The 26719-nt window shown below is 60.3% G+C and carries 22 protein-coding genes; 15 read left to right on the top strand and 7 right to left on the bottom strand.

Features of this window, described 5'->3' with window-relative positions; translation table 11 throughout:
• Window positions 1-240 precede the first annotated feature (240 nt).
• Complete coding sequence (gene folK, locus OP495_RS12165) at window positions 241-759, bottom strand: 2-amino-4-hydroxy-6-hydroxymethyldihydropteridine diphosphokinase (RefSeq protein ID WP_280561869.1); 519 nt, start codon at window positions 757-759, stop codon at window positions 241-243.
• A complete protein-coding gene (gene folB / locus OP495_RS12160; protein ID WP_280561868.1) occupies window positions 756-1109 on the bottom strand; it encodes a dihydroneopterin aldolase in 354 nt (117 codons plus the stop codon). Before folB ends, folK begins: the two co-directional genes overlap by 4 nt.
• Window positions 1110-1257: 148 nt before the next feature.
• Here folB and OP495_RS12155 point away from each other — a divergent pair, with 148 nt between their 5' ends.
• Window positions 1258-1884, top strand: coding sequence for a glycerol-3-phosphate acyltransferase (locus OP495_RS12155; protein ID WP_280561867.1), 627 nt, complete (start codon window positions 1258-1260; stop codon window positions 1882-1884).
• On the opposite strand, the gene tsaD is transcribed toward OP495_RS12155, so the two are convergent.
• Window positions 1865-2896 (bottom strand): tRNA (adenosine(37)-N6)-threonylcarbamoyltransferase complex transferase subunit TsaD, encoded by a 1032-nt coding sequence (gene tsaD, locus OP495_RS12150; RefSeq protein WP_280561866.1) that lies wholly within the window; start codon window positions 2894-2896, stop codon window positions 1865-1867. The genes OP495_RS12155 and tsaD overlap by 20 nt on opposite strands.
• 245 nt (window positions 2897-3141) lie before the next feature.
• Between tsaD and rpsU the strand changes: the two genes are divergently transcribed.
• The 3 genes from rpsU to rpoD all read left to right on the top strand — a co-directional run bounded on the left by rpsU (window position 3142) and on the right by rpoD (window position 7418).
• On the top strand, window positions 3142-3357 hold the full coding sequence (gene rpsU, locus OP495_RS12145) for a 30S ribosomal protein S21 (protein ID WP_040244373.1): 216 nt from the start codon (window positions 3142-3144) through the stop codon (window positions 3355-3357).
• Between the two features lie 152 nt (window positions 3358-3509).
• A complete protein-coding gene (gene dnaG, locus OP495_RS12140; protein ID WP_280569529.1) occupies window positions 3510-5354 on the top strand; it encodes a DNA primase in 1845 nt (614 codons plus the stop codon).
• A gap of 219 nt (window positions 5355-5573) precedes the next feature.
• Window positions 5574-7418 carry an RNA polymerase sigma factor RpoD gene (gene rpoD / locus OP495_RS12135; RefSeq protein ID WP_280561863.1) on the top strand — a complete coding sequence of 615 codons (1845 nt, stop codon included), beginning with the start codon at window positions 5574-5576 and terminating at the stop codon, window positions 7416-7418.
• Between the two features lie 78 nt (window positions 7419-7496).
• On the opposite strand, the gene OP495_RS12130 is transcribed toward rpoD, so the two are convergent.
• A complete protein-coding gene (locus tag OP495_RS12130; protein ID WP_280569528.1) occupies window positions 7497-8141 on the bottom strand; it encodes a hypothetical protein in 645 nt (214 codons plus the stop codon).
• Window positions 8142-8318: 177 nt separating this feature from the next.
• Between OP495_RS12130 and OP495_RS12125 the strand changes: the two genes are divergently transcribed.
• The gene (locus OP495_RS12125) at window positions 8319-10226 is read left to right on the top strand and encodes a DUF294 nucleotidyltransferase-like domain-containing protein (RefSeq protein ID WP_280561860.1); all 1908 of its coding nucleotides are present in this window, start codon (window positions 8319-8321) and stop codon (window positions 10224-10226) included.
• Between the two features lie 7 nt (window positions 10227-10233).
• A complete protein-coding gene (locus OP495_RS12120) occupies window positions 10234-10959 on the top strand; it encodes a 3'-5' exonuclease (protein ID WP_280561859.1) in 726 nt (241 codons plus the stop codon).
• Window positions 10960-11061: 102 nt separating this feature from the next.
• Here the strand turns inward: OP495_RS12120 and OP495_RS12115 are convergent, their stop codons facing one another.
• Together OP495_RS12115 and OP495_RS12110 are read right to left on the bottom strand one after the other, a co-directional pair.
• Window positions 11062-12708 carry a BCCT family transporter gene (locus OP495_RS12115; RefSeq protein WP_280561858.1) on the bottom strand — a complete coding sequence of 549 codons (1647 nt, stop codon included), beginning with the start codon at window positions 12706-12708 and terminating at the stop codon, window positions 11062-11064.
• A 187-nt stretch (window positions 12709-12895) separates the two neighbouring features.
• Entirely contained in the window at window positions 12896-13819 is a 924-nt protein-coding gene (locus OP495_RS12110) for a LysR substrate-binding domain-containing protein (protein ID WP_280569525.1), read from the bottom strand.
• A gap of 138 nt (window positions 13820-13957) precedes the next feature.
• On the opposite strand from OP495_RS12110, the gene OP495_RS12105 reads away from it, so the two are divergent.
• Window positions 13958-15337: an L-serine ammonia-lyase gene (locus tag OP495_RS12105; RefSeq protein WP_280569522.1), complete on the top strand. Its 1380-nt coding sequence runs from the start codon at window positions 13958-13960 to the stop codon at window positions 15335-15337.
• Window positions 15338-15513: 176 nt separating this feature from the next.
• Entirely contained in the window at window positions 15514-16251 is a 738-nt protein-coding gene (locus tag OP495_RS12100; protein ID WP_280561854.1) for a Crp/Fnr family transcriptional regulator, read from the top strand.
• A 28-nt stretch (window positions 16252-16279) separates the two neighbouring features.
• Here OP495_RS12100 and OP495_RS12095 read toward each other — a convergent pair whose 3' ends face one another.
• Window positions 16280-17164, bottom strand: coding sequence for a LysR family transcriptional regulator (locus OP495_RS12095; protein ID WP_280569519.1), 885 nt, complete (start codon window positions 17162-17164; stop codon window positions 16280-16282).
• Window positions 17165-17310: 146 nt separating this feature from the next.
• On the opposite strand from OP495_RS12095, the gene OP495_RS12090 reads away from it, so the two are divergent.
• The 7 genes from OP495_RS12090 to OP495_RS12060 form a co-directional block, all read left to right on the top strand.
• Window positions 17311-18420, top strand: a complete 1110-nt coding sequence (locus OP495_RS12090; protein ID WP_280569516.1) for an S-(hydroxymethyl)glutathione dehydrogenase/class III alcohol dehydrogenase — start codon at window positions 17311-17313, stop codon at window positions 18418-18420.
• Between the two features lie 194 nt (window positions 18421-18614).
• Entirely contained in the window at window positions 18615-19472 is an 858-nt protein-coding gene (gene fghA / locus OP495_RS12085) for an S-formylglutathione hydrolase (protein ID WP_280561851.1), read from the top strand.
• A gap of 268 nt (window positions 19473-19740) precedes the next feature.
• A complete protein-coding gene (locus tag OP495_RS12080) occupies window positions 19741-20868 on the top strand; it encodes a GlxA family transcriptional regulator (protein WP_280561901.1) in 1128 nt (375 codons plus the stop codon).
• Window positions 20869-21060: 192 nt separating this feature from the next.
• Complete coding sequence (locus OP495_RS12075) at window positions 21061-22038, top strand: dipeptidase (protein ID WP_280569514.1); 978 nt, start codon at window positions 21061-21063, stop codon at window positions 22036-22038.
• A gap of 166 nt (window positions 22039-22204) precedes the next feature.
• The gene (locus OP495_RS12070) at window positions 22205-22750 is read left to right on the top strand and encodes a DUF5943 domain-containing protein (protein ID WP_280561848.1); all 546 of its coding nucleotides are present in this window, start codon (window positions 22205-22207) and stop codon (window positions 22748-22750) included.
• Window positions 22751-22760: 10 nt separating this feature from the next.
• Window positions 22761-24845 carry a dimethylglycine demethylation protein DgcA gene (gene dgcA / locus OP495_RS12065; protein WP_280561847.1) on the top strand — a complete coding sequence of 695 codons (2085 nt, stop codon included), beginning with the start codon at window positions 22761-22763 and terminating at the stop codon, window positions 24843-24845.
• 111 nt (window positions 24846-24956) lie between these two features.
• Window positions 24957-26719 (top strand): (Fe-S)-binding protein (locus tag OP495_RS12060; RefSeq protein WP_280569511.1); only part of this gene is annotated, 1763 nt, incomplete at its 3' end.

The following is a 26719-nucleotide window of genomic DNA, read 5'->3' as shown; positions in this document are numbered from 1 at the left end:
TTCGAGGCGGGTGGCTTTTTATTGTGTCGGTGACGGGTAGGTTCAAGCGTCGGGCTGGTGTTGGTATCCGACCCTGTAACTGCGGACGATGAGCAAAAGGCTCATGCCGCCGATCAACGTTGGTCAACAGAATGGCGGCGAACAGCTTGAGGCTGATGCGCGCGATGGCAGCATCATGTTGGACGCCTGTTAAAGACAGCGTCACGCAATGTGAAAGCAGAGACCGTCCGGCCCGAGGCATCAATCCGAGCGCGAGATCGTGCGGCCACGCCAGGTGAAGGTCACGGGCCACAGGTGTTGGTCGCCGTTCGTGAACGCGGCCCATAGCTCGGCATAAGATTGTCCTGCTTCGGGATGTGACGTCTCCGGCAGCAGTTCGGCGAGTGGCTGCAACACGAACGCATGGTGGAGAATCTCGTCACGCGGGAGATCGACGCCTTCGATATGGCCGCATCGGTCGCCCACAGTGAGCAGGTCGATATCCAGCGTGCGTGGGCTGAACTTGGGGCTGCCCGGCAGGCGTCCGTTGTCGGCTTCGATCTGTTTGCACCAGGCTTGCAGCTCGCCGATCGTGAGGGTGGAGTGGAACGCCGCCACGAGATTGTAAAAATTGCGTCCGTCCTCGAAGCCAACTGGTTCGCTTTCGAAGACGCGCGATACCTGCACGTCGCCGAAGGTGTCGGCGAGGGCGTCGAGACAGGCAAGAACGTGGTACTCGCGGTCGATATTGCTGCCGATGCTGACGGTCACCTGTGTCATGCCTGCCCCCGCGTGATGCGTACGCCCACGCTGGCAGCATTGGCGACCGCGCCGGGTTTGCGGACGGTCAGGCTGAGCCAGGCGATGGTGAATTCCTGGCGCAGGGTCTCGGCCAGACGTTCTGCAAAGGTTTCGACCAGCGCGAACTGATGAGCCTCGGCGAAGGTGCCGATACGTTCGCTGATGGCGGCGTAGTCGAGCGCCAGTTGGATATCGTCCCGGTCTGCGGCGGGACGGATGTCGGTCGCCAGTTCGAGATCCAGCCGCAGCTGCTGGCGAAGGGTGCGCTCCCAGTCGTAGACACCGATGACGGTATCCACTTCCAGGGCCTCGATCAGCACGTGATCCACGGCGTATCCTCATTAGGTCGGGCTTTCATGCGGCAAAGCCTGGTCAGCGCTTCGCAGCATCGCAAACCTTAGATTGTACGCCATGAAGGTGGCAGAATCATGGGCGGGGCCCATGCATCGTCGCCCACGCTACGAGGGAGTCCACCTCATGTCTCCAGTCTTGCCCGTCGCGGCCTTGGTGGTTGCCGGTTATCTGAGCGGATCGCTGCTCGGCGCCGTCTGGGTGTGTCGTGCGTTGGGGCGTCGCGATCCGCGTTACGCGGGATCGCGCAATCCCGGGTTCTCGAATGTCCTGCGTGTACATGGGACGTTGCCGGCTGCCTTGACGCTGGCGGTCGATGCGGTCAAGGCCATGCCGGTGTTGTGGATAGCGCAGCGAGAGACGTTGCCGCTGTGGATACAAGGTGCGGTGGGGTTATCGGTGCTGGTGGGGCATAGCTATCCAGTGTGGCATCGTGGGCGCGGTGGCAAGGCCGTGGCCAGTGCCTTTGGCGTGCTGCTGATGATCGCTACGCCGGTGGCCTGGGTGTGTGCCCTGTGCTGGGCTCTCTTGGCGTGGCGCTCGCGCACTGCGGCGGTGGCATCGCTGGCTGCGGCTTTGCTCGCTCCCTTGGCCAGTTATTGGTTGGTGCGTGAGGCGACTCCGGTGGTGAGCGTCTTCTCGGCGTTGGTGCTTGTGCGCCATGCCTGGAACATTCGCCGCCTGGGTCACGGTGGCGAGCCGGGACTTTCACGCGCCTCGCGCGAAGGTGGCGTCAGGCCGCCGGAGGAGTGAGTGTTGCCAGCGGCCAGCGTGGAGTCGCCTGCATCGCTGCATCGTCGCTTTCACCGGCGAGCAGGCGCTGTGCGCCGACGTAGGCGATCATCGCGCCGTTGTCGGTGCAGAAGCGCCCACGCGGATAAAAAGCCTGCGCGTGGCGCTTAGTGATTGCATGGTCGAGACGCTCGCGCAGGCGATGATTAGCGCTGACCCCACCGGCTACCACGAGACGCTTGAGCCCCGTGTCATCGAGGGCGCGGCGACACTTGATGACCAGTGTGTCGATGACGGCTTCCTCGAAGGCACGAGCGATATCGGCGCGGTCTTGGTCACTGAGGGGGCCAGCTTCCTGGAGCTTTCGGGCGGTGGTCAGGGTATGCGTCTTGAGCCCGGAGAAGCTGAAGTCGAGCCCCGGGCGGTCAGTCATGGGGCGCGGGAAACGAAATCGTGCGGGGTCGCCGTGTTCGGCGAGCTTGGCCACCTGTGGGCCGCCGGGATAGGGCAGGTCGAGCATCTTGGCGGCCTTGTCGAAGGCCTCGCCTGCGGCATCGTCGACCGACTCGCCGAGCAGTCGATAGCGTCCGAGTCCGTGCACCTCGACGAGCTGCGTATGCCCGCCCGAGACCAGTAATGCCACGAATGGAAAGTCAGGCGGCGTGTCCTCGAGCATTGGCGCCAACAGATGCCCCTCCATATGGTGCACGCCGAGCACCGGGATGCCCCAGGCGCGCGCCAGGCCGTGCGAGGTCGAAGCACCGACCATCAGGGCGCCGACCAGACCGGGGCCTGCTGTGTAGGCGATGGCGTCGAGCTGGTTGCCGCGCAGTCCGGCGTCGTCGAGTACCTGGCGAATCAGCGGCAGCAATTTGCGAGTATGATCGCGCGAAGCGAGCTCCGGCACTACGCCGCCGAATTCGGCATGCATGGTCATTTGGCTATGCAGCGCATCGGCGATCAAGCCACGCTCGGTATCGTAGATGGCGACGCCGGTTTCGTCGCAGGAGGTCTCAATGCCCAATACCCGCATGTGTCATCATGTCCCCGCTATCTTGTGAAGCCCGCTATTCTACGCCTTTCACGGCGTGTGTGGCAGGGGCCGTCAGGTAAAAGCTCGAGTAAAGGCTTTGCAAAGCAATCTTACGACGACTAGAATACTGTGTTCTGCAAGACTGGGTCGTGCACTCGTCATGCCGTTCGGCATTAGCCGAACTTGAGCTGACTAGGTGTGCGTTCAATCCGAACTCATCTTTCCTTAAGGTAGGTGATTGGTTAATGCCTTCTGTAAAAGTACGTGACAACGAGCCGTTCGACGTCGCCCTGCGGCGTTTCAAACGTTCTTGCGAAAAAGGCGGCGTTCTCTCCGAAGTGCGTCGTCGTGAGACCTATGAAAAGCCCACCGCAGTGCGCAAGCGCAAGGCTGCTGCGGCGGTCAAGCGTCATGCGAAGAAGCTGCAGCGTGAGCGCAAGCGTTTCGAACGGCTGTATTGATCCGTACTAGAAGCGGCTTCGGTCGCTTTTTAGAGGGACGCCAAGCGGCTGCCATCGGGTGGCCGCTTGTTTTTCCCGCCTCGCTGTTTCCGCGATGCCTGGCTCCGTGATTTCCGCGATACAGACAACGTTTCGTCGAGCGCTTCCCCGCCATGGCTGGACAGATACCTCAACGCTTCATCGATGACTTGCTGGCTCGCACCGACGTGGTCGAGCTCGTCGGCGAACGCGTTCAGCTCAAGAAGGCCGGTCGCAACTACTCGGGCCTTTGTCCCTTTCATCAGGAAAAGTCGCCATCGTTCACCGTCAGTGCCGAGAAGCAGTTCTATCACTGTTTCGGCTGCGGCGTGCACGGCAATGCGCTGCGCTTCTTGATGGAGTTCGATCACCTGCGCTTTCCCGAGGCGGTCGAACAGTTGGCGTCGCGATTGGGGCTGGACGTGCCTCGCGAAGGCGATGACGATCCGCGTGCCCAGCAGCGTGAGCAGCGGCGAGAAGAGGCGGTCAACCTGCTCGAGTTGTCGGCGAGTTTCTTCCGCGAACGCCTGGTGATGGCTGAGGGCAGTGACGCGCGTGATTATCTCGAGCGGCGCGGGCTGTCCGAGGATGTCGTTCGCGAGTTCGGTATCGGCTTCGCTCCAGACAAATGGGAAGCGCTCAAGCGCCATTTGGGGGAGCGCGGCATCAGTGATGCGGTACAGGTCGAATACGGGCTGCTGGTGCATCGCGAAGATTCTGGGCGCAGCTACGACCGCTTTCGCAATCGGGTGATGTTTCCGATCCGCGATTGGAAGGGGCGCACCATTGCATTCGGTGGACGTGTGCTTGGGGACGCCAAGCCCAAGTACCTCAACTCGCCCGAGACGCCAGTGTTTCACAAGGGGCGCGAGCTATACGGCCTCTATGAGGCGCGTCAGGCCAACGCGCGGCTGGAACGCATGCTGGTCGTCGAGGGTTACATGGATGTCGTGACGTTGGCCCAATTCGGGATTCGCAACGCCTGCGCGACCCTGGGCACTTCGATTAGCGAAGATCATTTGCAACGCCTGTTCCGCCTGGTGGGCGAGGTGGTGTTTTGTTTCGACGGCGATCAGGCTGGACGCCAGGCAGCACGCCGCGCGCTGGAGACAGTGCTGCCGTCGATGATCGATGGGCGCCAGGTGCGCTTTCTGTTTCTTCCCGAAGGCGAAGACCCGGATACTCTGATACGGCGTGAAGGCACTGAGGCTTTCGAGAATCGGGTGCTATGTGCCGCGCCTCTTTCGGAGTTTCTTTTCGATCAGGCGGCCGAGGGGCGCGACCTCAAGCACATCGAAGAGCGTGAGCGCTTCGCTACCACGGTATTGCGGGCCTTGGAGCGTCTGCCGGAAGGCGTGTTGAAATCGCTATTGCTGCGCGAACTCTCGCAGCGTACGGGCGTCGAACAAGCGAACTTTCAGGCATTGCTGGCGCGTGCCGATAAGACACATGGTATACAGGGTTCTGGCCTCACCGAGGCGCAGGAAGGGGCGCCTCCAGAAACGACGACTCCGCGAGAGGCGGTGTCAGGCGGACGGCGTGGCGCTTTGAGCCTTGTCGGCCGCTTGTTGCATTTGTTGGTGCATGAGCCTGGCCTGGTGGAGCGCTTGCCCGAGACGCTCGACTGGTGCCCCGCCGACGAGGGCGATGGAGCACTGTGTCACGAAGTGGTGCGCTTGATCCGTGCGGGGGGGTATCGCAATGCGCAGGTCTTGCTGGCGCATTTTCATGGCACGCCCGAAGGTGAGCGACTGGCCTGGCTGGCGCGTCGGGAGCTATTGATGCCACGCGACGCACGCGGCGTCGAGGTGGATGGTCTGGTCGATGGGCTGCGTCAACGTCATTCGCAGCGTTCGCCGCAGGAAGAGTATGACGCCCTGTTGGCCCGGATGCAGGCCGGAGAGTGCCTGTCCAGGGAAGAGCGCCAGCAGTTGAACGAGCTGCTGATGGAATTGAAGGGCGGTGCTCGTCCAACATGATGGTCGTGGAGGAGATGCCTGCCACGACGGGTTGAATTGGCGCAAAACGTCGCCATTTACTAGGCAATATCGGAAAGGGTAGCCGAACAAACTAGCACACTTGGATGACAAGACAAATACGACACTGGCAGTAAAATGTCCTTAGCGGCTATACTGGCAGGCTTAGCAACGTTTCGGTCCGTTCGCTTCCAGGTGCTCCATTGTTGAGATAGGGTTTCTATGGCTGGAAATACGCAGCAGTCACGTCTGAAGGAGTTGATCGCCCAGGGTAAGGAGCAAGGCTTCCTAACCTATGCGGAAGTCAATGACCACCTTCCCGAGGATATCGCCGATCCCGATCAGGTGGAAGACATCATCGCGATGATCAACGACATGGGTATCAGCGTCGTCGAGGAAGCACCTGACGAAGATACCCTGATGATGTCCGACCAATCGACCGATGAGTCCGCGGCGGAAGAAGCCGTCGCTGCCTTGGCGGCGGTCGAGAGCGACGTCGGGCGCACCACCGACCCCGTGCGCATGTATATGCGCGAGATGGGCACGGTGGGGTTGTTGACGCGCGAAGGCGAGATCGAGATCGCCAAGCGCATCGAGGAAGGCACCCGTGAGGTGATGTCTTCGCTGGCTTATTTGCCGGGGGCCGTGGACTCCGTCCTGGAGGCCTATGATGCCACTCAGGACGAGGAAGCACCGGGACGGCTTTCTGATTTGTTCTCGGGCTTCATCGATCCCGATGAGGGGATTCCCGGTGTGGCCGAGGCGGAGATTCCGGCGCCCGTCCCCGAGCAGAGTGTCGCGGACGGTGATGATCCTGAAGACGCCGATGAGGCTGAGGAAGAGGAAACCGGTGGCGGTCCGGATCCCGAGGAAGCAAAGGCGCGTTTCGAGCAGATTCGCGAACAGAACGAGCGTGCCAAGGCCGCAATCGACAAGCATGGCTTGGGCTCGTCGGACGCGAATCAAGAACAAGCGCGCCTTGCCGAGCTGTTCTCGCCGATCAAGCTGGTGCCCAAGCACTTCGAGCGTCTGGTGGGGCAAGTACGCATCAGCATCGAGCAGATCCGTGGTCAGGAAAAGGCCATCATGCAGATCTTCGTCAAGCAGGCGAAGGTGCCACGCAAGACCTTCATCGGCTCTTTCCCGGGTGCCGAGTCCGACCTCGAATGGCTGGATCGTTTCAAGACCAAGCATTCCAAGTATGCCGAGCGTATCGAGCCGTTTCGTGCCGATATTCTGCGTGCTCAGCGCAAGATCGGCTTCGAGGAAGAAGCGGTGCGTTTGCCTGTCACGAATATCAAAGAGGTCAATCGCCGGTTGTCGATTGGTGAGGCCAAGGCGCGTCGTGCCAAGAAAGAAATGGTCGAGGCCAACCTGCGCTTGGTGATCTCGATTGCCAAGAAGTATACCAACCGCGGCCTGCAATTCTTGGATCTCATTCAGGAAGGCAACATCGGGTTGATGAAGGCGGTAGATAAGTTCGAATACCGCCGTGGCTACAAGTTCTCGACGTATGCCACTTGGTGGATTCGCCAGGCGATCACGCGTTCTATCGCCGATCAGGCACGCACCATTCGTATTCCGGTGCACATGATCGAGACTATCAACAAGCTCAACCGCGTCTCGCGCCAGATGTTGCAGGAAATGGGCCGCGAGCCGACGCCGGAAGAGCTGGGAGAACGTCTCGAGATGCCGGAAGATAAGGTGCGCAAGGTACTCAAGATCGCCAAAGAGCCGATCTCCATGGAGACGCCGATCGGTGACGACGACGACTCGCATCTCGGCGATTTCATCGAGGATGGCACGATGCTGTTGCCGATCGACTTGGCCACCGGTGAGGGCCTGATCGAGTCGACGCGCAACGTGCTGAGCGGCTTGACGGCGCGCGAAGCCAAGGTGCTGCGCATGCGCTTCGGGATCGACATGAATACCGACCACACGCTGGAAGAGGTCGGTAAGCAGTTCGATGTAACCCGCGAGCGCATCCGCCAGATCGAGGCCAAGGCGCTGCGCAAGCTGCGTCATCCTTCGCGTTCCGAGCCGTTGCGCACTTTCCTTGACGAGTGAGCGAGGCTAGAACCAAGAAACCCGCGAGCTAGTTCAAGCTCGCGGGTTTCTTATGTGCTACGTATGAAGGCGGTCGTTTCAGCCATGATGGCGGAAGCGACGACGCACCAGTAGCACCAGCTCGATGCAGGCGAAGAAGAGCAGCATATATCCGGCAAGTTCGGTCACCTCCTCGGCGGCGTCCTTGATGACGCGCTGGAAGTGGTCGCCGAGCATGGCTTCCCAGAACGCGGAACGGCCATAAAGGCGCGAGAAAACATAAGTCGTGAGGAAGCCGGCGGCGAATATCCCGAAGCCAAAGCTGTTGGCGATCGATTTGAACTCTTCGGCAAAGGCATGCCGATGGCGAATTACCATGAATAGCGTCGGCAGCACGATCAGGGCCACGATCACCTGCCAGCTGCCATCAAATGCATAGAGATCTAGCCAACTATCGTTTTCTCGCACAAAGGAAGCGAGGAAGAATGCGCCGAGCAGCAGGCTGACATGAGGGATAGCGCCCGGGCGACGATAGATGTAACCCATCATCAAGGTGTTCAAGAGTAGCAGTATCGCCTGCGTGAACTCCGTAAAAGAAAGCTCCGAAAATTTATCTACACCCGATCGAGCATCCAGCATAGTTAGCTGCATGATGCCGGCGACGATCACGATATAGCATACTGTGCGAAGGCAAGTTGCCTTAAAGGTGACATCATCTTCGGGGGGCTGGGGAGAGTGCGTCATACGTAGTCTCTAGCGTGCGTCGAAGCGACGGTGATTAGGGCGTCGATGAATGTTTAATATTAGCAAGAAAACGACTCTTAAGAAACACCGTTTCCGATCTACAAGGTAGTCCTTTACAGAGCCTGGGTAGAATCTCAGACTAACGGTATTGTCCTACCATCGGCGGAGAGTGGTCGCATGCAAGTAGAATTGCTGGAGATTCGTCAGCACATGGCACAGTTTCCGCCCTTCGAGCAGCTGTCTGACGATTTGCTCGATGAGCTGGCCAGTCAGGTCGAGGTTGGGTACTTTCAGGCTGAGACCGATATTTACCATCATGGGGACGCCGTCGAGTACCTTCACTACATTCGTAGTGGTGCTATCGACCTTTATCGCCGCAACGGCGATCTCTACAACCGCCTCAGCGAAGGCGATATATTTGGCCAGTTCGACCTGCTGCGCGATCAGCGCGTACGTTTCCCGGCCCGGGCAATCGAAGATACGTTGATCTACTTCATTCCCCTTGCGGCGTTTCAACACTTGTGCGAAGCGGACGACAACTTTGCCGATTTCGTCGAGGTCGAGCGCCCGCGTCTGGAGTCTACCGTCGACCAGCAACGCAAAGGCCATGAGATGCTGGTGACGCGGGTACGTAAGCTGGCCACCCGGGCACCGGTGATGGTAGAAAGCGGTGCCACGGTGCAGGAGGCAGCGCAGCGTATGGGGGAGCACAGTGCCTCCTCGGTACTGGTGCTGGCGGCGCCGCAAACACCGGATGATTCGCATGCCTTCACCCATGAAGATGGGCAACTGCGCCGCATGATCGGGATCCTCACTGACCATGACTTACGTAACCGTGTCCTGGCCAAGGGGCGTCCAACGAGTACTACAGTGGGGGAGCTTATCGACGAGCGCCCGATCACCATTCAGTCTGACGAGTCGGTGTATGAAGCGATGTTGCGCATGCTGCGCAACAATATCCATCACCTGCCTGTCCTGTATCGGCGGCGCCCGGTGGGCGTGTTACATCTATCCGATATCGTGCGCCACGAGACCAATAGTAGTCTGTATCTGGTGGACAATATCTTTCGCCAGCCCAATGCTGAGGGTCTAGCCACGATGAGTCGCGATGTGCGTGCGGCGTTCGTGCGTATGGTCAACGAAGACGACAACTCGCAGATGGTTGGTAGTTCGCTGTCGAGCATCGGGCGCGCGTTTACACGCCGCTTGCTGGAGCTTGCCGAGGAAGAGCTGGGGCCGCCGCCAGTGCCATATTGCTTCATGGCATTGGGGTCGATGGCGCGCAATGAGCAATCCATCGTCACCGACCAGGACAATGCTCTGGTACTCGATGACAGCTTCGACCCCGAGCAGCACGACGCGTACTTCCTGACATTGGCACAACGCGTCAGTGATGGATTGGCGGCCTGCGGTTATAGCTATTGCAAGGGCGACGTCATGGCGACCAATGCGCGTTGGCGGCAGCCGTTGCACGTGTGGCAGCAATATTTTCGTGACTGGATCGACGACCCCAGCGCCGAGCGTTTGCTGCATAGCTCGATCTTCTTCGATCTTGATAGTGTCTATGGCGACGAGGCGTTCGCCGAGTCCTTGCAGGATCTGGTCGCCGAGCGCGCCTCTCAGCGTCCACGCTTTCTGGCCGCGATGGCGCGCAATGCGCTGAATCGTACGCCCCCGCTTGGTTTTTTCCGCACTTTCGTAATGGAAAAAGACGGCGAACAGAACAACACGATCAATCTCAAGCGGCGCGGTACGGCACCCTTGGTCGATCTGATCCGTGTGCATGCGCTGGCTTGTGGCTCGCGGGCGCAGAACTCTTTCGACCGTCTCGAGGATATCAACAAAACGCGATTGCTCGCCGGCCACTCCGGGGAGCGGATTCGCTACGCCCTGGAATTTATCGCCATGGTGCGAATTCGTCATCAGGTCATCGATATCCAGGAAGAGCGTGAACCGGACAATAACATTGAGCCCGAAAACGTCTCGGATAACGAACGCCACAATCTCAAGGACGCCTTTCAGGTATTGAGCAACGCCCAGAAATTCCTGAAGTTCCGTTATCCCATGCCTTCCCAGAAACGCTGATATTTGAATGAAGCCACTGCGTTCACGCCGACACCCGCAGCCGCCGACATGGGCGGATTATTTCATGGCGCGTCACCAGCAGGCGCGTGATACGGCATTGGAAAGCTACTTCGATGTCGGTGTGCCCACGCCGGAGACCCCAATCGGTGATGTACCGATGTTGGCCATGGACATGGAAACCACTGGCCTAGATGAGCAGCGTCATGCCATCGTCAGCATCGGCGTGGTGCCTTTCGATCTGCGGCGCATACGGCTCGCCGAGCGTCGTTACTGGGTCGTGAGGCCGCCGCGCCCGCTCAATGAGCGCTCGATCACCTTTCACCATATTACCCATAGCGAGATCGAGCAGGCCCCCGACCTTGATGATGTGCTCGACGAGTTATTGGCCGCGATGGCCGGGCGCATCGTCGTGGTGCATTATCGCCATATCGAGCGCACTTTCCTGAATGCGGCCGTCAGGGCGCGACGTGGCGAGGGCATTCACTTTCCGGTAATCGACACCATGTCGCTGGAAGCGCGTCTACACCGTCAGCCTTTATGGGCGCGTTTTCGACGCTGGATGGGACGGCCGCCGGCCTCGATCCGGCTGCCCGATAGCCGCACGCGCTATGGTTTGCCGCCCTATCAGGCGCACCATGCCTTGATCGATGCCATGGCGACCGCCGAATTGTTGCAAGCGCAGATTGCTCATCGCTACAGCCCCGAGACGCCACTGAGCGAGATCTGGAGCTAGTCAGACGAGCGTGGCGTTTTGTAAAGGGGGCGTGAATAGGTCTGGAAACGAAGAAGGCGGCCCATGGGCCGCCTTCTATGCGTCGCGAATTCAGGAATTCGCTTAGTTGCTGCGTGGTTCGCTCATCAAGCCTTTGATGATGGCGTAGCAGGCCGCCAGCAAGACCAGCGTGAAGGGCAGGCCCGTGGTGATGACCGCCGTTTGTAGTGCGGTGAGGCCACCGCCCAACAGCAGGGCGATGGCGATTGCACCTTCGATCAACGCCCAGAAAATGCGTTGAGGCTTGGGTGCGTCGACCTTGCCGCCGGCGGTAATCGAGTCGATGACCAGCGAGCCGGAATCCGAGGAGGTGATGAAGAACACCATCACCAACACGATGCCCACAAACGAGGTGATCGCCGTCAGTGGTAGCTGGCCGAGCATGGTGAACAGCTGAAGCTCCAGCGCAGCGTCCTGCACGCCACTGAATCCATCGGAGACGACCTGGTCGATAGCGGTGCCCCCGAAAGCGGTCATCCACAGGATCGAGACCAGTGTCGGCACCAGCAGCACTGCGATCAAGAATTCACGTACGGTACGGCCACGGCTGACGCGGGCGATGAACATCCCGACGAACGGAGACCAGGAAATCCACCAGGCCCAGTAGTATGCCGTCCAGGTTTGTGTGAATCCACTATCTTCACGACCGAAGGGGTTGGAGAGGCCGGGTAGATTCTTGACGTAACCGAGCAGGTTCTCGAAGAACCCTGTTGCGATGAGTAGCGTTGGCCCGACGAAGATGACGAAGAGTAGCAGCAAAAAGGCGAGGGCCATGTTGAGCTGCGAGAGGCGTTGCACGCCCTTGTCGACACCGGCAACGACCGAGACCAGCGCCACCAGAGTGATAGCCAGAATCAGTATCACCATGGTGACGTTGGTATTGGGCGTATCGAACAGGTGGTGCAGCCCCGCAGAGGCCTGCGAAGCACCCAGACCCAGCGAGGTCGCTAGACCGAAGAGTGTGGCGAAGACCGCCAGGATATCGATGACGTGGCCTGGCCATCCCCAGACGCGCTCACCCAGGATCGGGTAGAAGATCGAGCGCATGGTCAGCGGGAGACCCTTGTTATAGGAGAACAACGCCAACGACAGGGCGACGATGGCATAGATACCCCAGGGATGCAGTCCCCAGTGGAAAATCGTTGCTGCCATGCCCAACTGCGCTGCCGCTTGCTCGTTGCCCTCGGCGCCACCCAGGGGGGCGCTGCCATCACCCGCAAGCGAGGTCCCGAAGTGGGTCAGCGGCTCGGAGACACCGTAGAACATCAAGCCGATGCCCATCCCCGCTGCGAACAGCATGGCGAACCAGCCGGCATAGCTGAAATCCGGCGTGGCTTTGGCGCCGCCCAGGCGGACCTTGCTCAGCGGCGTGAAAATCAGTACGACGGCGAGGACCACGAAAATATTAGCGGCAAGAATGAAGAACCAGTCCATGCTGCCCGTCAAGAACGAGAACATGGTATTGAAAACCGGGGCTACCTGGTTCTGGAACGCCAACGTCACGATGACGAAAAACAGGATCACCAAGGAGGAGATCGTGAACACCTTGCCATGTAGATCGAAGTCGATACCGAACTTAGTGGAGGTGATATTGTCCTGGCCTATCACATAATCGGTATCGATCAGGTTTGCTGGCCCATCCGGAGCCGGAATACCCTCTGAGCCCTCATTCGGCTCTTGGGCCGCATCATCCTGCGAATGTTTGTCCATGAGAATTCTCCGTCTCAGGTAAGCGTAGATTGCGTCGGTGACGCGAGATATGCCGCTTGGCGGCTAGCGTATTGTCGTTAAAACGTATCGTACTCAATAAATTTGCATAATTGAGTCGTTTTTGCCATCAAGACCTTAAACGTTTTGCGGTGCGTTTCGCAAAAACGTCTCGTAGTTGGGGGCGAATTCAACGTTCGCCGCTGCGCATCGCTTCCTCGACGATCCAGTCGTGCACGGCACGCACACGCCGATCATCCAATGCCCCAGGGGGATAGACGAGGCCATAGGTCTTGCCGGTGGCCACGGCGCCGGTGAATGGCGCGATCAGTGCACCGCTATCGAACTCATCGGTAATCAGCGTGCGCCGTGCAATCGCTACGCCCATGCCAGCGATGGCCGCCTCTACGGTCAAGTGATTGCGATTGAAGGTGTAGCCGCGCCGCACGTTGACCGATTCGTCGCCCAACGCGTGCAGATAGTGCTCCCATTCGGCGTAATCGTGGCTGCCGCGCCATGCGGTCACGTCATGCAACAATGGGTAGTAGCCCAGATCCTCGGGGCGCACCAGCGGCGGGCGTCGGCGCAACAGTTGCGGCGAACATACCGCGAAGATTTCTTCGTCCATCAGCGGCGTGATTTGAAAGCCGGCGTAGCGCCCATCGTTGAGGTCGATGGCCAGTTCGAATTCGCCTTCACGCAATGACAGGTTGCTGTCCTCGGATGCGACATGCAACTCGATGTCCGGAAAGCGCGCCTGCAGCCGCGTCAGTCGTGGCATTAGCCATTTGGCCAGAAACGAGGGCACACAACGCAAGCGCAGCACGCCGCTCATGACCCCCGTACGCAGGCGACGCACCTCCATGCCTACTGCATCGTAGGCCTGATCGACCACCGCTGCCAGGCGTTGTCCTTCATCGGTGAGTTCCAGGCGCCGTGGCAGGCGGCGAAACAGCTTGAAGCCGAGCCGCGCCTCGAGCTGCTTGATCTGCTGGCTGACCGCGCCGGTGGTGACGTGTAGTTCTTCGGCGGCCCGGGTGAAGGAAAGGTGCCGCGCGCTAATCGCGAAGACCTTGAGCCAAGCGTGGGTTTGGGCGTGCAGGGTGCGGCTCATGATTTAGCCATTCTAAAGCTTGATCGAATTATTCTCCGTTGCCCGGCATCCAGGCTGCCTTCAAGCTAAAGTCAAATCGAGCTGCTAACAAGTTCGTTTAGTAATTTTGATGCATAAAGACTGTTCGAGGTGTCATGCATGGCAATCAGTGTGTTCGATCTGTTTAAAGTGGGAATTGGACCGTCCAGTTCGCATACGGTCGGCCCCATGCGTGCGGCCTGTGACTTCATCGATGAGCTGCGCTCGCATGATTGGCTGACGCGTGTCACTCGCATCGAAGTGCATCTCCATGGCTCGTTGTGCGCTACTGGCAAAGGGCATGGTACCGATCAGGCAGTGATCATGGGGCTCATGGGCGAGCGCCCTGCATGCATCGATCCGGAGATAGTCCCCGCCTGCATGGAAGAACTGCGCGAATCGCAGACCTTGCTGCTTGCCGGTCAGCAGCCGATCTCATTTCCCTGGGCACGCGACATGCAGTGGTATGAAGAGTCGCTTGCCTATCATCCCAATGCGTTGCGCCTTATAGCCCATGCTCACGGCGAAGAGCTGTATCGCAATACCTATTACTCCGTGGGCGGCGGTTTCGTCGTCGACGAGTCGCAGGCCGCCAACGGTGCACTGGATACCGATACCACCACGTTACCTTACGATTTCGCAACTGCGGAAGAACTGCTCATGCTGTGCCGCACGCATGGGCTACGCATCAGCGAGCTGATGCTCGACAACGAGAAAGCCTGGTGCGACGAAGCAAACGTTCGTGACGCGCTGTGGCGTATCTGGGAGGCAATGAAGGCCTGCGTTGACAATGGCTTGCGCCATGATGGCGTGCTACCCGGTGGTTTCAATGTCAAACGCCGGGCCAGCACGCTACATCGGCGCCTGCAGGCGGCCAGCGACAACACCAGCGTGATCGCCTCGACCTTTTCAGCGATGGATTGGGTCAATGTCTTCGCCTTGGCCGTCAATGAGGAAAACGCTGCCGGTGGGCGCATGGTGACTGCGCCGACCAACGGTGCGGCGGGCATCGTGCCGGCGGTATTGCACTATTACATGCAGTTTCAGCCGGATGCCTGTGAACGCGATGTCGTCGACTTCCTGCTTGCGGCCGGCGCGATTGGCATCCTGTGCAAGAAGAATGCCTCGATTTCCGGCGCCGAGGTGGGTTGCCAAGGCGAGGTCGGCTCGGCTTGCGCGATGGCTGCCGCCGGGTTGGCCGAGGTAATGGGTGGCACGCCCGCGCAGGTCGAGAACGCCGCCGAGATTGGACTCGAGCACAACTTGGGCTTGACCTGCGACCCTATCGGCGGACTAGTACAGGTGCCATGCATCGAGCGCAACGCCATCGCTTCGGTGAAGGCGATCAACGCCGCGCAGATGGCGCTGGGGGGCGACGGTGAACATTTCGTGTCCCTCGACCGCGTCATTCGTACCATGCGCGATACCGGCGCCGACATGCAGGATAAGTACAAGGAAACTTCGCGTGGTGGCCTGGCGGTGAATGCCATCGAATGCTGACACTGAATCGTTCGATCAACCCTTTGGGGCGCCCGTGTGGCGCCTTTTTTTTGATTCGGGATCGCACCGTGCGGTCTTCTATGGTTTTATTCCCTCGCAACATAGTGCGCATAGTGTTGCCGGGATAGGCTCGGCAGCCCGTTCAGGACTCCGAAGAAACAGAAAGAAGGTCGCTCATGAGCGAGACAGATAGCTGTATCATCCGCCATTTCCGGCATTACGCGGATCTTACCGAGAGTGACGAGGCGCTGTTGGACTCGCTCGAACGCGAGCCGCGTGAGGTCGAACGCGGCGAGGCGCTATGGCAAACCGACGATCCGGCAGGGCGTTTCTGCACGCTCTCCAAGGGGTGGGCGTATTCCTTCCGCGATATGGAGGACGGCTCGCGTCAGATTCTCGAGATATTGCTTCCGGGGGACGTCATCGGTCTGCGCGAATTCGCTTTTCAAGAGCGCCTCTCCGGGGTAATGATGATCGACGACGGCGTCGTCTGTGATTTTCCTCACCGACGCCTGATCGAGGTGTTTCGCGAATCCTTTACGCTGTCGATGATCTTCTTCGCCGTGTCTTCGCAACAGCAGGCCTTGTTGACAGAGCGTCTGATCAATCTGGCACGACGCAGCGCGCGCCAGAAGCTGGCCCACCTGATTTACGAGATGTACATGCGTTTGCAGCGCACCATGCCATACGCCACGCGGCGTTTTCGCCTGCCGCTGTCGCAACAGCAACTGGGCGATGCGCTGGGCCTCACCTCGGTACATGTCAGCCGGACATTGAGCGGGTTCCGCGAGGATGGACTGCTGATTCGAGAGCGCCAGTGGGTCGAATTGCTCGATCCCGATGCCTTGGCGCATGAAGCCGAATTCGCCGGGCGGTATCTGCGTGATGGGCTATGGCCTACCTCGGGAGAATGAGCCACGAGGCTGTCGCGAGGGGTGCGAGTCAGGCTTGTAGCGTGTCCGACAGTCGCGCGACCAGGAAGTCGACGAACTGACGCACCTTGGGCGAGAGATGCCGGTGACGCGGATAGATTGCCCACACTGCAGTGTCGGTGAACTGATAGGCATCCAGCACCGACACTAGCTGTCCCTGCGCCAAGTGCGGCGCCACGTAGTAGTCCGGCAATTGCGCCAGTCCCAGGCCTTTCAATACCGCATCGAGCAGTGCCGGCCCGGAATTGGCGCGCCAGCGGCCCTCGATACGTATTTCCCGGCGCTGGCCGTTGACCTCGAACAGCCAGCTATCGCGAGAACCGCGCAGGCAGTTGTGATGGGGTAACTCGGCCAATGAATGTGGCGGTGCAGCGCGCTCGAAGTATTCGCGCGCGCCGACGACGTATTCGCGACGCTCGCATAACCGTCGCGCGATCAAGCTCGAGTCACGCAGCACGCCCATGCGGATAGCAACGTCGAACCCTTCCTCGATCAACTCGACCTGGCGGTTGGTGAAGTGCATGTCGACTTCGAGCTGCGGGTGCAAACGCTGGAAATCGTTGACCAGCGGGGCGATGTAGCGCTCGCCGAAGGTGGTGGCACAGGTCAGTCGCAATGTGCCCTTGGGTCGCGACTGGAAGTCGACGATGGCTTCCTCTGCCTCGCGAAAGCCATCGAATAAATGGCGGCAATGCCGATAGTAGAGAGCGCCAGCGTCGGTGAGACGCGTCTGGCGCGTGGTGCGGTACAAGAGCGTCGTGCCGAGTTGACTCTCGAGCTGCCCAATCGAGCGGCTTACGTGTGAGGTGGAAACCTTCAGATGCCGTGCAGCGGCGGAAAATGAGCCCAAGCGGGCGACTTCGATGAAAGCCTCTATGCGATCCCAGCGCTGCATTGTTGCTCCACGGCAATAATGTTGTGACGTCGTAAGCATTTATCCAAGCGCGCCAACTGCCTAGACTGGTGGGGTTAACCACGCGCGCCTAGACTGCCTTTGCTGGCGCATCGGGCGCCGCCATGATCGACGAAGGAGAATGCCTGATGAAATCACGCGCCGCCATCGCTTGGGAAGCTGGCAAACCGCTGGAGATTGCCGAGATCGACGTCGAAGGGCCCAAAGCCGGCGAGGTACTGGTTCAGATCAAGGCAACCAGCGTTTGCCATACTGACGCTTTTACTCTCTCCGGAGCCGATCCGGAAGGCAACTTTCCGGCGGTGCTGGGTCATGAAGGGGGAGGTGTTGTCCAGGAAGTCGGCGAGGGTGTCACCAGCCTCAAGCCCGGCGATCACGTCATTCCGCTGTATACCGCCGAGTGCGGTCAGTGCAAGTTCTGCCTCTCCGGCAAGACCAATCTGTGCAGTTCGGTCCGTGCCACCCAGGGCAAGGGCGTGATGCCCGACGGCACCTCGCGCTTTTCCAAGGACGGCCAGTCGCTGCACCACTACATGGGCTGCTCGACGTTCAGCGAATATACCGTGCTGCCCGAGGTCTCGCTGGCCAAGGTGTCCTCCGAGGCGCCGCTGGACAAGATCTGCCTGCTGGGCTGTGGCGTCACCACTGGCATCGGCGCGGTGATGAACACCGCCAAAGTCGAGCCGGGTGCTACTATCGCCGTATTCGGTCTCGGCGCCATCGGCCTGGCGGTCATCCAGGGTGCGCAGATGGCCAAGGCGAGCCGGATCATCGCCATCGACGTCAATCCCGACAAGTTCGACCTGGCGCGTCAGTTCGGTGCCACCGAGTTCGTCAATCCCAAGGACTACTCGGACCCCATTCAGCAGGTGATCGTCGACCTGACCGATGGTGGCGTCGATTATTCTTTTGAGTGCATCGGCAACGTCAACGTCATGCGCAGCGCACTGGAGTGCTGCCACAAGGGCTGGGGCGAATCGATCATCATCGGCGTCGCCGGGGCCGGAGAGGAGATTTCCACGCGGCCGTTCCAACTGGTGACCGGGCGCGTCTGGAAAGGCTCTGCCTTCGGTGGCGTCAAGGGCCGTAGCGAACTGCCGGGTTACGTCGACGACTACATGAATGGCAAGCTCAAGATCGATGAGTTCGTCACTCAGGACATGGCGTTCGAGGAGATCAACGAGGCGTTCGAGTTGCTGCACGCCGGCAAGAGCATTCGTACCGTGCTGCACTTTTGACACGCGCCCGAAGCTGCGCGAAAAGCATCTGATTCATCGCGCCCGATGCCGCACGAAAGGCGCTTGATACGCGCTCGGGATTGAGCCATCGCGCCTGATGTTGCGCGAAAAGCGTCTGATATACGCCCGGGCGCGTGCCGATGTCGTTCCATCCGCCGGCGGCTTGATGCCGCCGGTTTCTCAGGGAGAGCACCATGACCATATCCGAATCGCTGGAGCTGGTCTCCGCCACCAAGTCGTTCGGCGGTTGGCTGAAGCGCTACAAGCACCACTCGCGTGCGCTCGATTGCGAGATGATCTTCGCCATTTATCTGCCGCCCCAGGCGGAAACCGACAAGGTACCGCTGCTGTGGTGGCTCTCGGGGCTGACCTGCAACGACGAGAACTTCATGCAGAAGGCCGGCGCGCAACGTGTGGCCGCCGAGCTGGGCATGGCCATCATTTGTCCGGACACCAGTCCGCGCGGCACCGACCTCCCCGGTGAGCACGACAGTTATGACTTCGGCTCCGGCGCGAGCTTCTACGTCAATGCCAATCAGGCGCCGTGGTCCAAGCACTATCGTATGTACGACTATGTTACCGAGGAGCTGCCCTCGGTGGCGCGTCAACATTTCCCGCTCAACGGGCGGGAAGCCATCAGCGGACATTCCATGGGCGGTCATGGCGCGCTGGTGTTGGCCTTGCGCCAACCTGGGCGTTATTCTTCAGTCTCGGCGTTCGCTCCGGTGGTCAATCCCATTGTCTCGCCTTGGGGGCAGAAGGCCTTCACCGCCTATCTCGGCGAGGATCATGGCAAATGGACGCAATACGACGCCTGCGAACTGATCGCCAAGGGCGCATCGCGCCAGCCGCTGTTCATCGATCAGGGCGAGGCGGATAACTTCCTCGACGAACAACTCATGCCCGAGCGCATCGAGGCTACCTGTGAGAAGCACGACCATCCGCTGACCCTGCGCCGTCAGCCGGGTTACGATCATAGCTATTTCTTCATCGCGACCTTCATCGAAGAGCATCTGCGCTATCACGCCGAGCGTCTGCAGCGAAAGCGTTAGTGGCAGAGCGGTGTCAAGGCCGATAGCCTGCTAGGTGCCGTGCTGGACCCATGCCCCGCCCAGGCGATGAACTGGCGCGGGGCATTTTCTTGAAAACGTCATAGGGATGTCGTTTTTGATAGCATGAGATGACGCTTTTAGATACGTTGAAGGGGCGTCATCTCGTCACACTCAAGACGTAGAAACCAATTTCCGACAATGACAATACACCCCTGGTGAAGCACTACCAGTGGCTCCGAACGTGACCCGAGGAGAACCGCTGATGGCCATGACGAGCGATCGTCCCGCGCCGCCTACCGCCCCCGATGCGCCGCTGCGTTTGGGTTTCTTGTTAATGGATAATTTCACGCTGATCTCGTTGGCCTCGGCAGTAGAGCCGTTGCGTATGGCCAATCAGTTGGCGGGGCGTGAACTTTACCAGTGGACCACGTTGAGCCCGGACGGAGAGGCGGTACGGGCCAGCGATGGATTGCTGATCACGCCCGATAACGGCATGCACGAGCCGTTGGCACTCGACATGGTGTTCGTGTGTGGCGGCGTCGGCATCCAGCGTCATGTCACACGTGAACATGTGCTGTGGCTGCAGGCGCAGGCGCGCCAGTCGCGACGCATCGGCGCGCTGTGTACCGGCAGTTGGGCACTGGCCAAGGCGGGGCTGCTCGATGGCTACGAATGCAGCATTCACTGGGAATTCCAGGCCGCTGCCCAGGAAGCTTACCCAAGCGCTACGCTGACCACCCGTTTGTTCTCCATCGACCGCGACCGCGCCACGGCTTCTGGCGGGACCGCGCCGTTGGACATGATGCTGACGCTGATCGCCCGTGATCATGGCCGCGAGCTCTCGGCGGCGATCTCCGACATGTTCATTTGCGATCGCATGCGTGGCGAGCAAGACCAGCAGCGTGTGCCGCTGCGGCATGTACTGGGCACCAGCCAGCCCAAGCTGCTCGAGATCGTGTCGCTGATGGAGGCTAACCTGGAAGAGCCCATTGCCCTTGATGAACTGGCGAACTACGTCAACGTCTCGCGTCGCCAACTCGAGCGCCTCTTCCAGAAATATCTGAGTTGCTCGCCGTCGCGCTATTACCTCAAGCTGCGTCTGACCCGTGCCCGACAACTGCTGCGCCAGACCTCGATGTCGATTATCGAAATCGCCTCGGTTTGCGGGTTCGTTTCCACACCGCATTTTTCCAAGTGCTATCGAGAATACTTCGGCACGCCGCCGCGTGACGAACGCTTGACGCGTCTGGCGAGCGCCAGCGTGACGCTGACGCCCGCCAACCTCGCTGCGGGCAATGAAGACGATGCTTATGTCGCGTCCCGTGCCTCCAGTGCGATGCAGGCCCTGGCTCAGGCGCAGGGCGAGCCCACCTACGCGAGTGTGCATTTGGGGTAGCGCGTATTCGCGCTATTCATGCGGCCGAGGTACCGCTTCCAACGAGGCCGTCCGATCATCGGGCGGCCTCGTTGCGTTAATACCGATGACAAGGCGTGACGCATTTGGAATTTTCCTCGTCGCTTCCAAGCGTCGACGGTCTCGGGGACGGGGCTAAGCTGGCCGCATGACACCATCCCCGGAGCGATACTCATGACCGCGCAAGCACTGCACGACGACGCCATCGTCATCGATGGCCTGGTCATCGCCAAATGGAACCGCGAACTACTTGAAGACATGCGCCGGGGCGGTTTGACCGCTGCCAATTGCACCGTCTCGGTATGGGAAGGGTTTCAGGCCACCGTCGATAATATCGTCCAGACTAACGCACTACTTGCAGCGTGCGATGATCTGGTGAGGCCCGTGCGCACCACCGCCGATATCACCCGCGCCAAGGAAGAAGGCAAGACCGGCATTATCTACGGTTTCCAGAACGCCCACGCCTTCGAGGATCAGATCGGCTACGTAGAGGTCTTCAAGCGCCTCGGCGTGGGTATCGTGCAGATGTGCTACAACACCCAGAATCTGGTCGGCACCGGCTGTTACGAGCGCGACGGCGGTCTTTCCGGATTCGGTCGCGAGATCGTCGCCGAAATGAATCGTGTGGGTGTGATGTGCGACTTGTCCCACGTTGGCGAGACCACCTCTCGTGAAGTTATCGAGACGTCCGAGAAGCCGGTCTGCTACTCCCATTGCCTACCGTCCGGCCTCAAGGAACACCCGCGCAACAAGTCCGATGCCGAGTTGCGCTTCATCGCCGAGCATGGCGGTTTCGTCGGCGTGACCATGTTTACTCCCTTCCTGCGCGCCGGTGTCGACGCCACTGTCGATGACTACGTCGAAGCCATCGAATACGTGATGAACATCGTCGGAGAGGACGCCATCGGGATCGGCACCGATTTCACCCAGGGGCAGGATCAAGCCTTCTTCGAGTGGCTCACCCACGACAAGGGCTATGCCCGGCGCCTGACCAACTTCGGCACCATCATCAATCCCGAGGGTATTCGCACCATCGGCGAGTTCGGCAACCTCACCGAGGCGCTCTTGCGACGCGGAATGAGCGAGCGACAGGTGCGCAAGATCATGGGTGAGAACTGGATGCGAGTGCTCAAGGACGTATGGGGCGAATGACGGCCAGCTACGAGTAACGGGCTACGGGCCACGAGATATAAGCCACGAGCGGCGAGCTATGGCTGTGAGCCATCATGCTGCTCGAGGCTCGAAGCTCGAAGCTCGAAGCTCGAAGCTCGAAGCCGCGCCAGGCCATAATAATCAGCAAGATTTGAGGACTAAGACCGTGACCAAGATGCCTCCCGAACTGCCCATCGAAGTGGATAGCGAGACCGGCGTGTGGACCACCGATGCGCTCCCCATGCTCTACGTACCGCGCCATTTCTTTATCAACAATCACGTCGCCGTAGAGCAGGCGCTGGGTATCGAGACCTATGCCGAGATTCTCTACCAGGCCGGCTACAAGAGCGCCTGGCACTGGTGCGAAAAGGAAGCCGAATGCCATGGCCTGGAAGGTGTGGATGTCTTTGAACATTACATGAAGCGACTCTCTCAACGCGGCTGGGGACGCTTTTTCACCGAGGCCTTCGATCTCGATGCGGGCCGTGCCCGTGTACGCCTGGAAGACAGCGCCTTCGTCTATCAACAGGGCAAGGTCGGCCACAAGGTGGATTACATGTTCACCGGCTGGTTCGCCGGGGCGATGGATCAGATTCTCGCCGCGCATGGTAGTGATCTGCGTACCATCGCCGAGCAGACCCAAAGCGCCGCCGAGCCGGGCTGCGATGTCGGCTACTTCCAGGTCACGCCCCGTTCCCCAATCGACGGCTGAGGTTTTCACGATGGCATTCGACGCGCTTTTCCAACCCATCGAGATCGGCAAGCTGACCATTCGCAACCGCGTGGTCAGCACCGCTCATGCCGAGGTCCATGCCACCGATGGCGGCATGACCACCGATCGCTACGTCAAATACTACGAAGAAAAGGCCAAGGGCGGCGTGGGTCTTTCTATCTGCGGCGGCTCGTCGCCGGTGTCGATCGACAGCCCCCAGCCCTGGTGGAGTTCGGTGAACCTGACCACCGACCGCATCATTCCGCATTTCCAGAACCTCTCGGCTGCCGTTCACAAGCACGGCGGCAAGATCATGATCCAGATCACCCACATGGGGCGTCGCTCGCGGTGGGATGGTCACGATTGGCCGGTGCTGCTATCGCCCTCGGGGATTCGTGAGCCGGTGCACCGTTCGACGTGCAAGACTATCGAAGAAGAAGACATCTGGCGGGTCATCGACGATTTCGCTCAGGGCGCGCGGCGCGCAAAAGAAGGCGGTCTGGATGGCGTCGAGCTTTCCGCCGTACACCAGCACCTGATCGACCAGTTCTGGAGTCCGCGCGTTAACAAGCGTACCGATGAATGGGGCGGTAGCTTCGAGGGCCGCATGCGCTTCGGCATGGAAGTGCTCAAGGCGGTACGTGCCGAGGTCGGCGACGATTTCGTGGTCGGCATGCGCATCTGTGGCGACGAGTTTCACCCGGATGGTTTGACTCACGACGATATGAAGGATATCGCCGCCTACTACGATGCCACCGGCCAGGTCGACTTCTTCGGTGTAGTGGGGTCGGGCTGCGATACTCACGACACCCTGGCCAACGTGATTCCCAACATGGCCTATCCGCCGGAGCCGTTCCTGCATCTGGCGGCGGGTATCAAGGAGGTGGTCGGCGCGCCGGTGATCCATGCTCAGAACATCAAGGATCCCACCCAGGCCAACCGTATTCTCGAAGGCGGCCACGTCGACATGGTGGGCATGACCCGGGCGCATATCGCCGACCCGCACCTGATCGCCAAGGTCCAGATGGGGCAGACCGACCGGATCAAGCAGTGCGTGGGTGCCAATTACTGCATCGATCGCCAGTATCAGGGCCTCGACGTGTTGTGCATCCAGAATGCGGCGACCTCCCGCGAGCACATGGGGATGCCGCACGAGATCGAGAAAAGCGCCGGCCCCCAACGGCAGGTGGTGGTCGTAGGCGGTGGCCCGGGTGGCATGGAAGCGGCACGCGTCGCCGCCGAGCGTGGCCATTCAGTCACGTTGTTCGAAGGTGCCGAAGCGTTGGGAGGGCAAATTACGCTGGCCGCCAAGGCGCCGCAGCGCGATCAGATTGCCGGCATTACGCGCTGGTTTCAGCTCGAGCTGACGAGGCTCAAGGTCGATGTCCGCCTGGGTGTGCACGCCGACGAGGCGACGATCGATGACCTGCGTCCCGACATCGTTCTCCTCGCCACCGGTGGTCAGCCGTTTCTGACCCAGATCCCGGAATGGGGCTATACACAAGATCGCGACGAAAGCTTGGTCGTCAGTGCCTGGGATGTCCTCGGCGGTGACGTGGCGCCGGGCAAGAACGTGCTGGTTTACGATACTCTCTGTGAATTCACCGGGGTCTCGGTGGCCGACTATCTGGCCGAAAAGGGCGCTCAGGTGGAGATCGTCACCGATGACACCAAGCCCGGGAGCGCGGTTGGTGGTACGACCTTTCCCACCTACTACCGTAGCCTCTACGAGAAGGAGGTCATCATGACCTCGGACCTGGCGCTGCATAAGGTCTATCGCGAGGACGCATCGCTGGTAGCGGTACTGGAGAACGAATACACCGGCGTCCAGGAAGAGCGCGTGGTTGATCAGGTGGTGGTCGAAAATGGCGTGCGCCCGGATGAATCGCTTTATTACGCGCTCAAGGAACGCTCGCGCAATCATGGTCAACTCGATCTCGAAGCGCTCTACGCCGCCGCGCCGCAACCCAGCCTGGCAACGCTAGACGACGACGCACAATCTGGCTTCCTGCTGTTCCGAGTGGGCGACTGCACGGCGCCGCGCAATACGCACGCGGCGATCTACGATGCCCTGCGGATCTGCAAGGATTTCTGAAGACGCTTCGCGTCAGCCACGAGCTTCGGGCAACGAGCTGCGAGCAACACTGTAGCCCGGAGCCCGGAGCCCGGAGCCCGCAGCTCGTAGCCCCAAAGTGAGGTGGTTAATATGCTCGATATCCTCTTGCCGATACTGCTCTTCGCTGCCTTGGCGGTAGCTGCGCTCGGTGCCTGGCGGCGTGTGCGCCTGTGGCGCCGGGGACGAGCATCGCAGGTATCTATCTTCCGCGGCCTGGCCGCGATGCCGCGCCGTTATCTGGTCGACCTGCACCATGTGGTGGCGCGCGACAAGGTGATGGCCAATACTCACGTGGCTACTGCCGGTGGTTTCGTCGCCGCCATGGGGCTGGCGATCGTCGTCCACGGACTGGGCCTTGCCGAGGGCATATTAGGCTGGTTGCTGCTGGCGGCCAGCGCGATCATGTTCGCGGGTAGCCTGTTCGTCGTCCGGCGGCGGCGTAACCCACCGGCACGCTTGTCGAAAGGGCCGTGGATGCGCTTGCCCAAGAGCCTGATGGCTTTTTCGCTGGGCATCTTCGCGGTCACCCTGCCGGCGTTGGGCATACTGCCCGACGCCGCGGGTAGCTGGCTGATCGCACTGGTGCTGGCCGCCGTGGTGGCCTGGGGCCTGGCGGAATTGGTGGTAGGAATGACCTGGGGCGGGCCGATGAAGCATGCCTTCGCCGGCGCCTTGCATCTGGCCTTTCATCGCCGTCCCGAGCGCTTTTCCGATACGCAATACGGTGGATATCCCTCCACCGGCCTCAAGTCGCTCGATCTCGACGATACCGAGGCGCCATTGGGTGTCGGCCAGCCCACCGATTTCACCTGGAACCAACTGTTGGGCTTCGATGCCTGTGTGCAATGCGGGCGCTGCGAAGCGGTCTGCCCAGCTTTCGCTGCGGGCCAGCCGCTCAATCCCAAGAAATTGATTCAGGACATGGTAGTGGGCATGGCCGGGGGGAGCGATGCCCAATATGCCGGCAGCTCCCACCCTTCTCAAGAGGCTGGGGACCGCTCGGTGAGTGAACACCAAGGCTCACCGCATGGTCCCATCGTCGCGCCGGCTTCCACCAAAGACGGCAAGGCGCTGGTCGATGCCGAGACGCTGTGGTCCTGCACCACCTGCCGGGCTTGCGTCGAGGAATGCCCGATGATGATCGAGCATGTCGATGCCATCGTCGACATGCGCCGCCATCTGACCCTTGAAGAAGGCGCGACGCCTGGTAAAGGCGCCGAGGTGATCGACAACCTGATCGCCACCGACAATCCCGGCGGTTTCGATCCCGGTGGACGACTCAACTGGGCGGCGGATCTCGAACTACCGTTGATGGCCGACGTCGAGCGCGCCGAAGTGTTGCTGTGGTTGGGTGACGGCGTCTTCGATATGCGCAATCAACGCACGCTGCGCGCCCTGGTCAAGGTGTTGCGCGCTGCCGACGTCGATTTCGCCGTACTCGGCAATGAAGAGCGTGACAGTGGTGATGTGGCGCGTCGTCTCGGGGATGAGGCAACCTTCCAGTCGCTGGCGCGGCGCAACATCGCCACGCTGTCCCAGTATCGCTTCGACTGTGTCGTTACCTGCGATCCGCACAGCTTCCACGTGCTCAAGAACGAATACGGTGCCTTCTATCCAGAAGGACAGGACGCTGACTACCCGGTCTGGCATCACAGCACCTTCATCAATCAGTTGATCGAGGCTGGTCGGTTGCGACTGGCGCCGGGCCAAGCGGCGCGCGTGACTTATCACGACCCTTGCTACCTGGGCCGCTACAACGGTGAATACGAAGCCCCCCGCGCGGTGCTGCAAGCGCTGGGCGTCGAGCTGGTCGAAATGCAACGTTCGGGCTATCGCTCACGTTGCTGCGGCGG

The organism is Chromohalobacter sp. 296-RDG (genome assembly GCF_029889885.1).
GTDB lineage: Bacteria > Pseudomonadota > Gammaproteobacteria > Pseudomonadales > Halomonadaceae > Chromohalobacter.
Note: the sequence above shows the minus strand (reverse complement) of the source record. Positions and strands in the feature narration are given on the sequence as shown.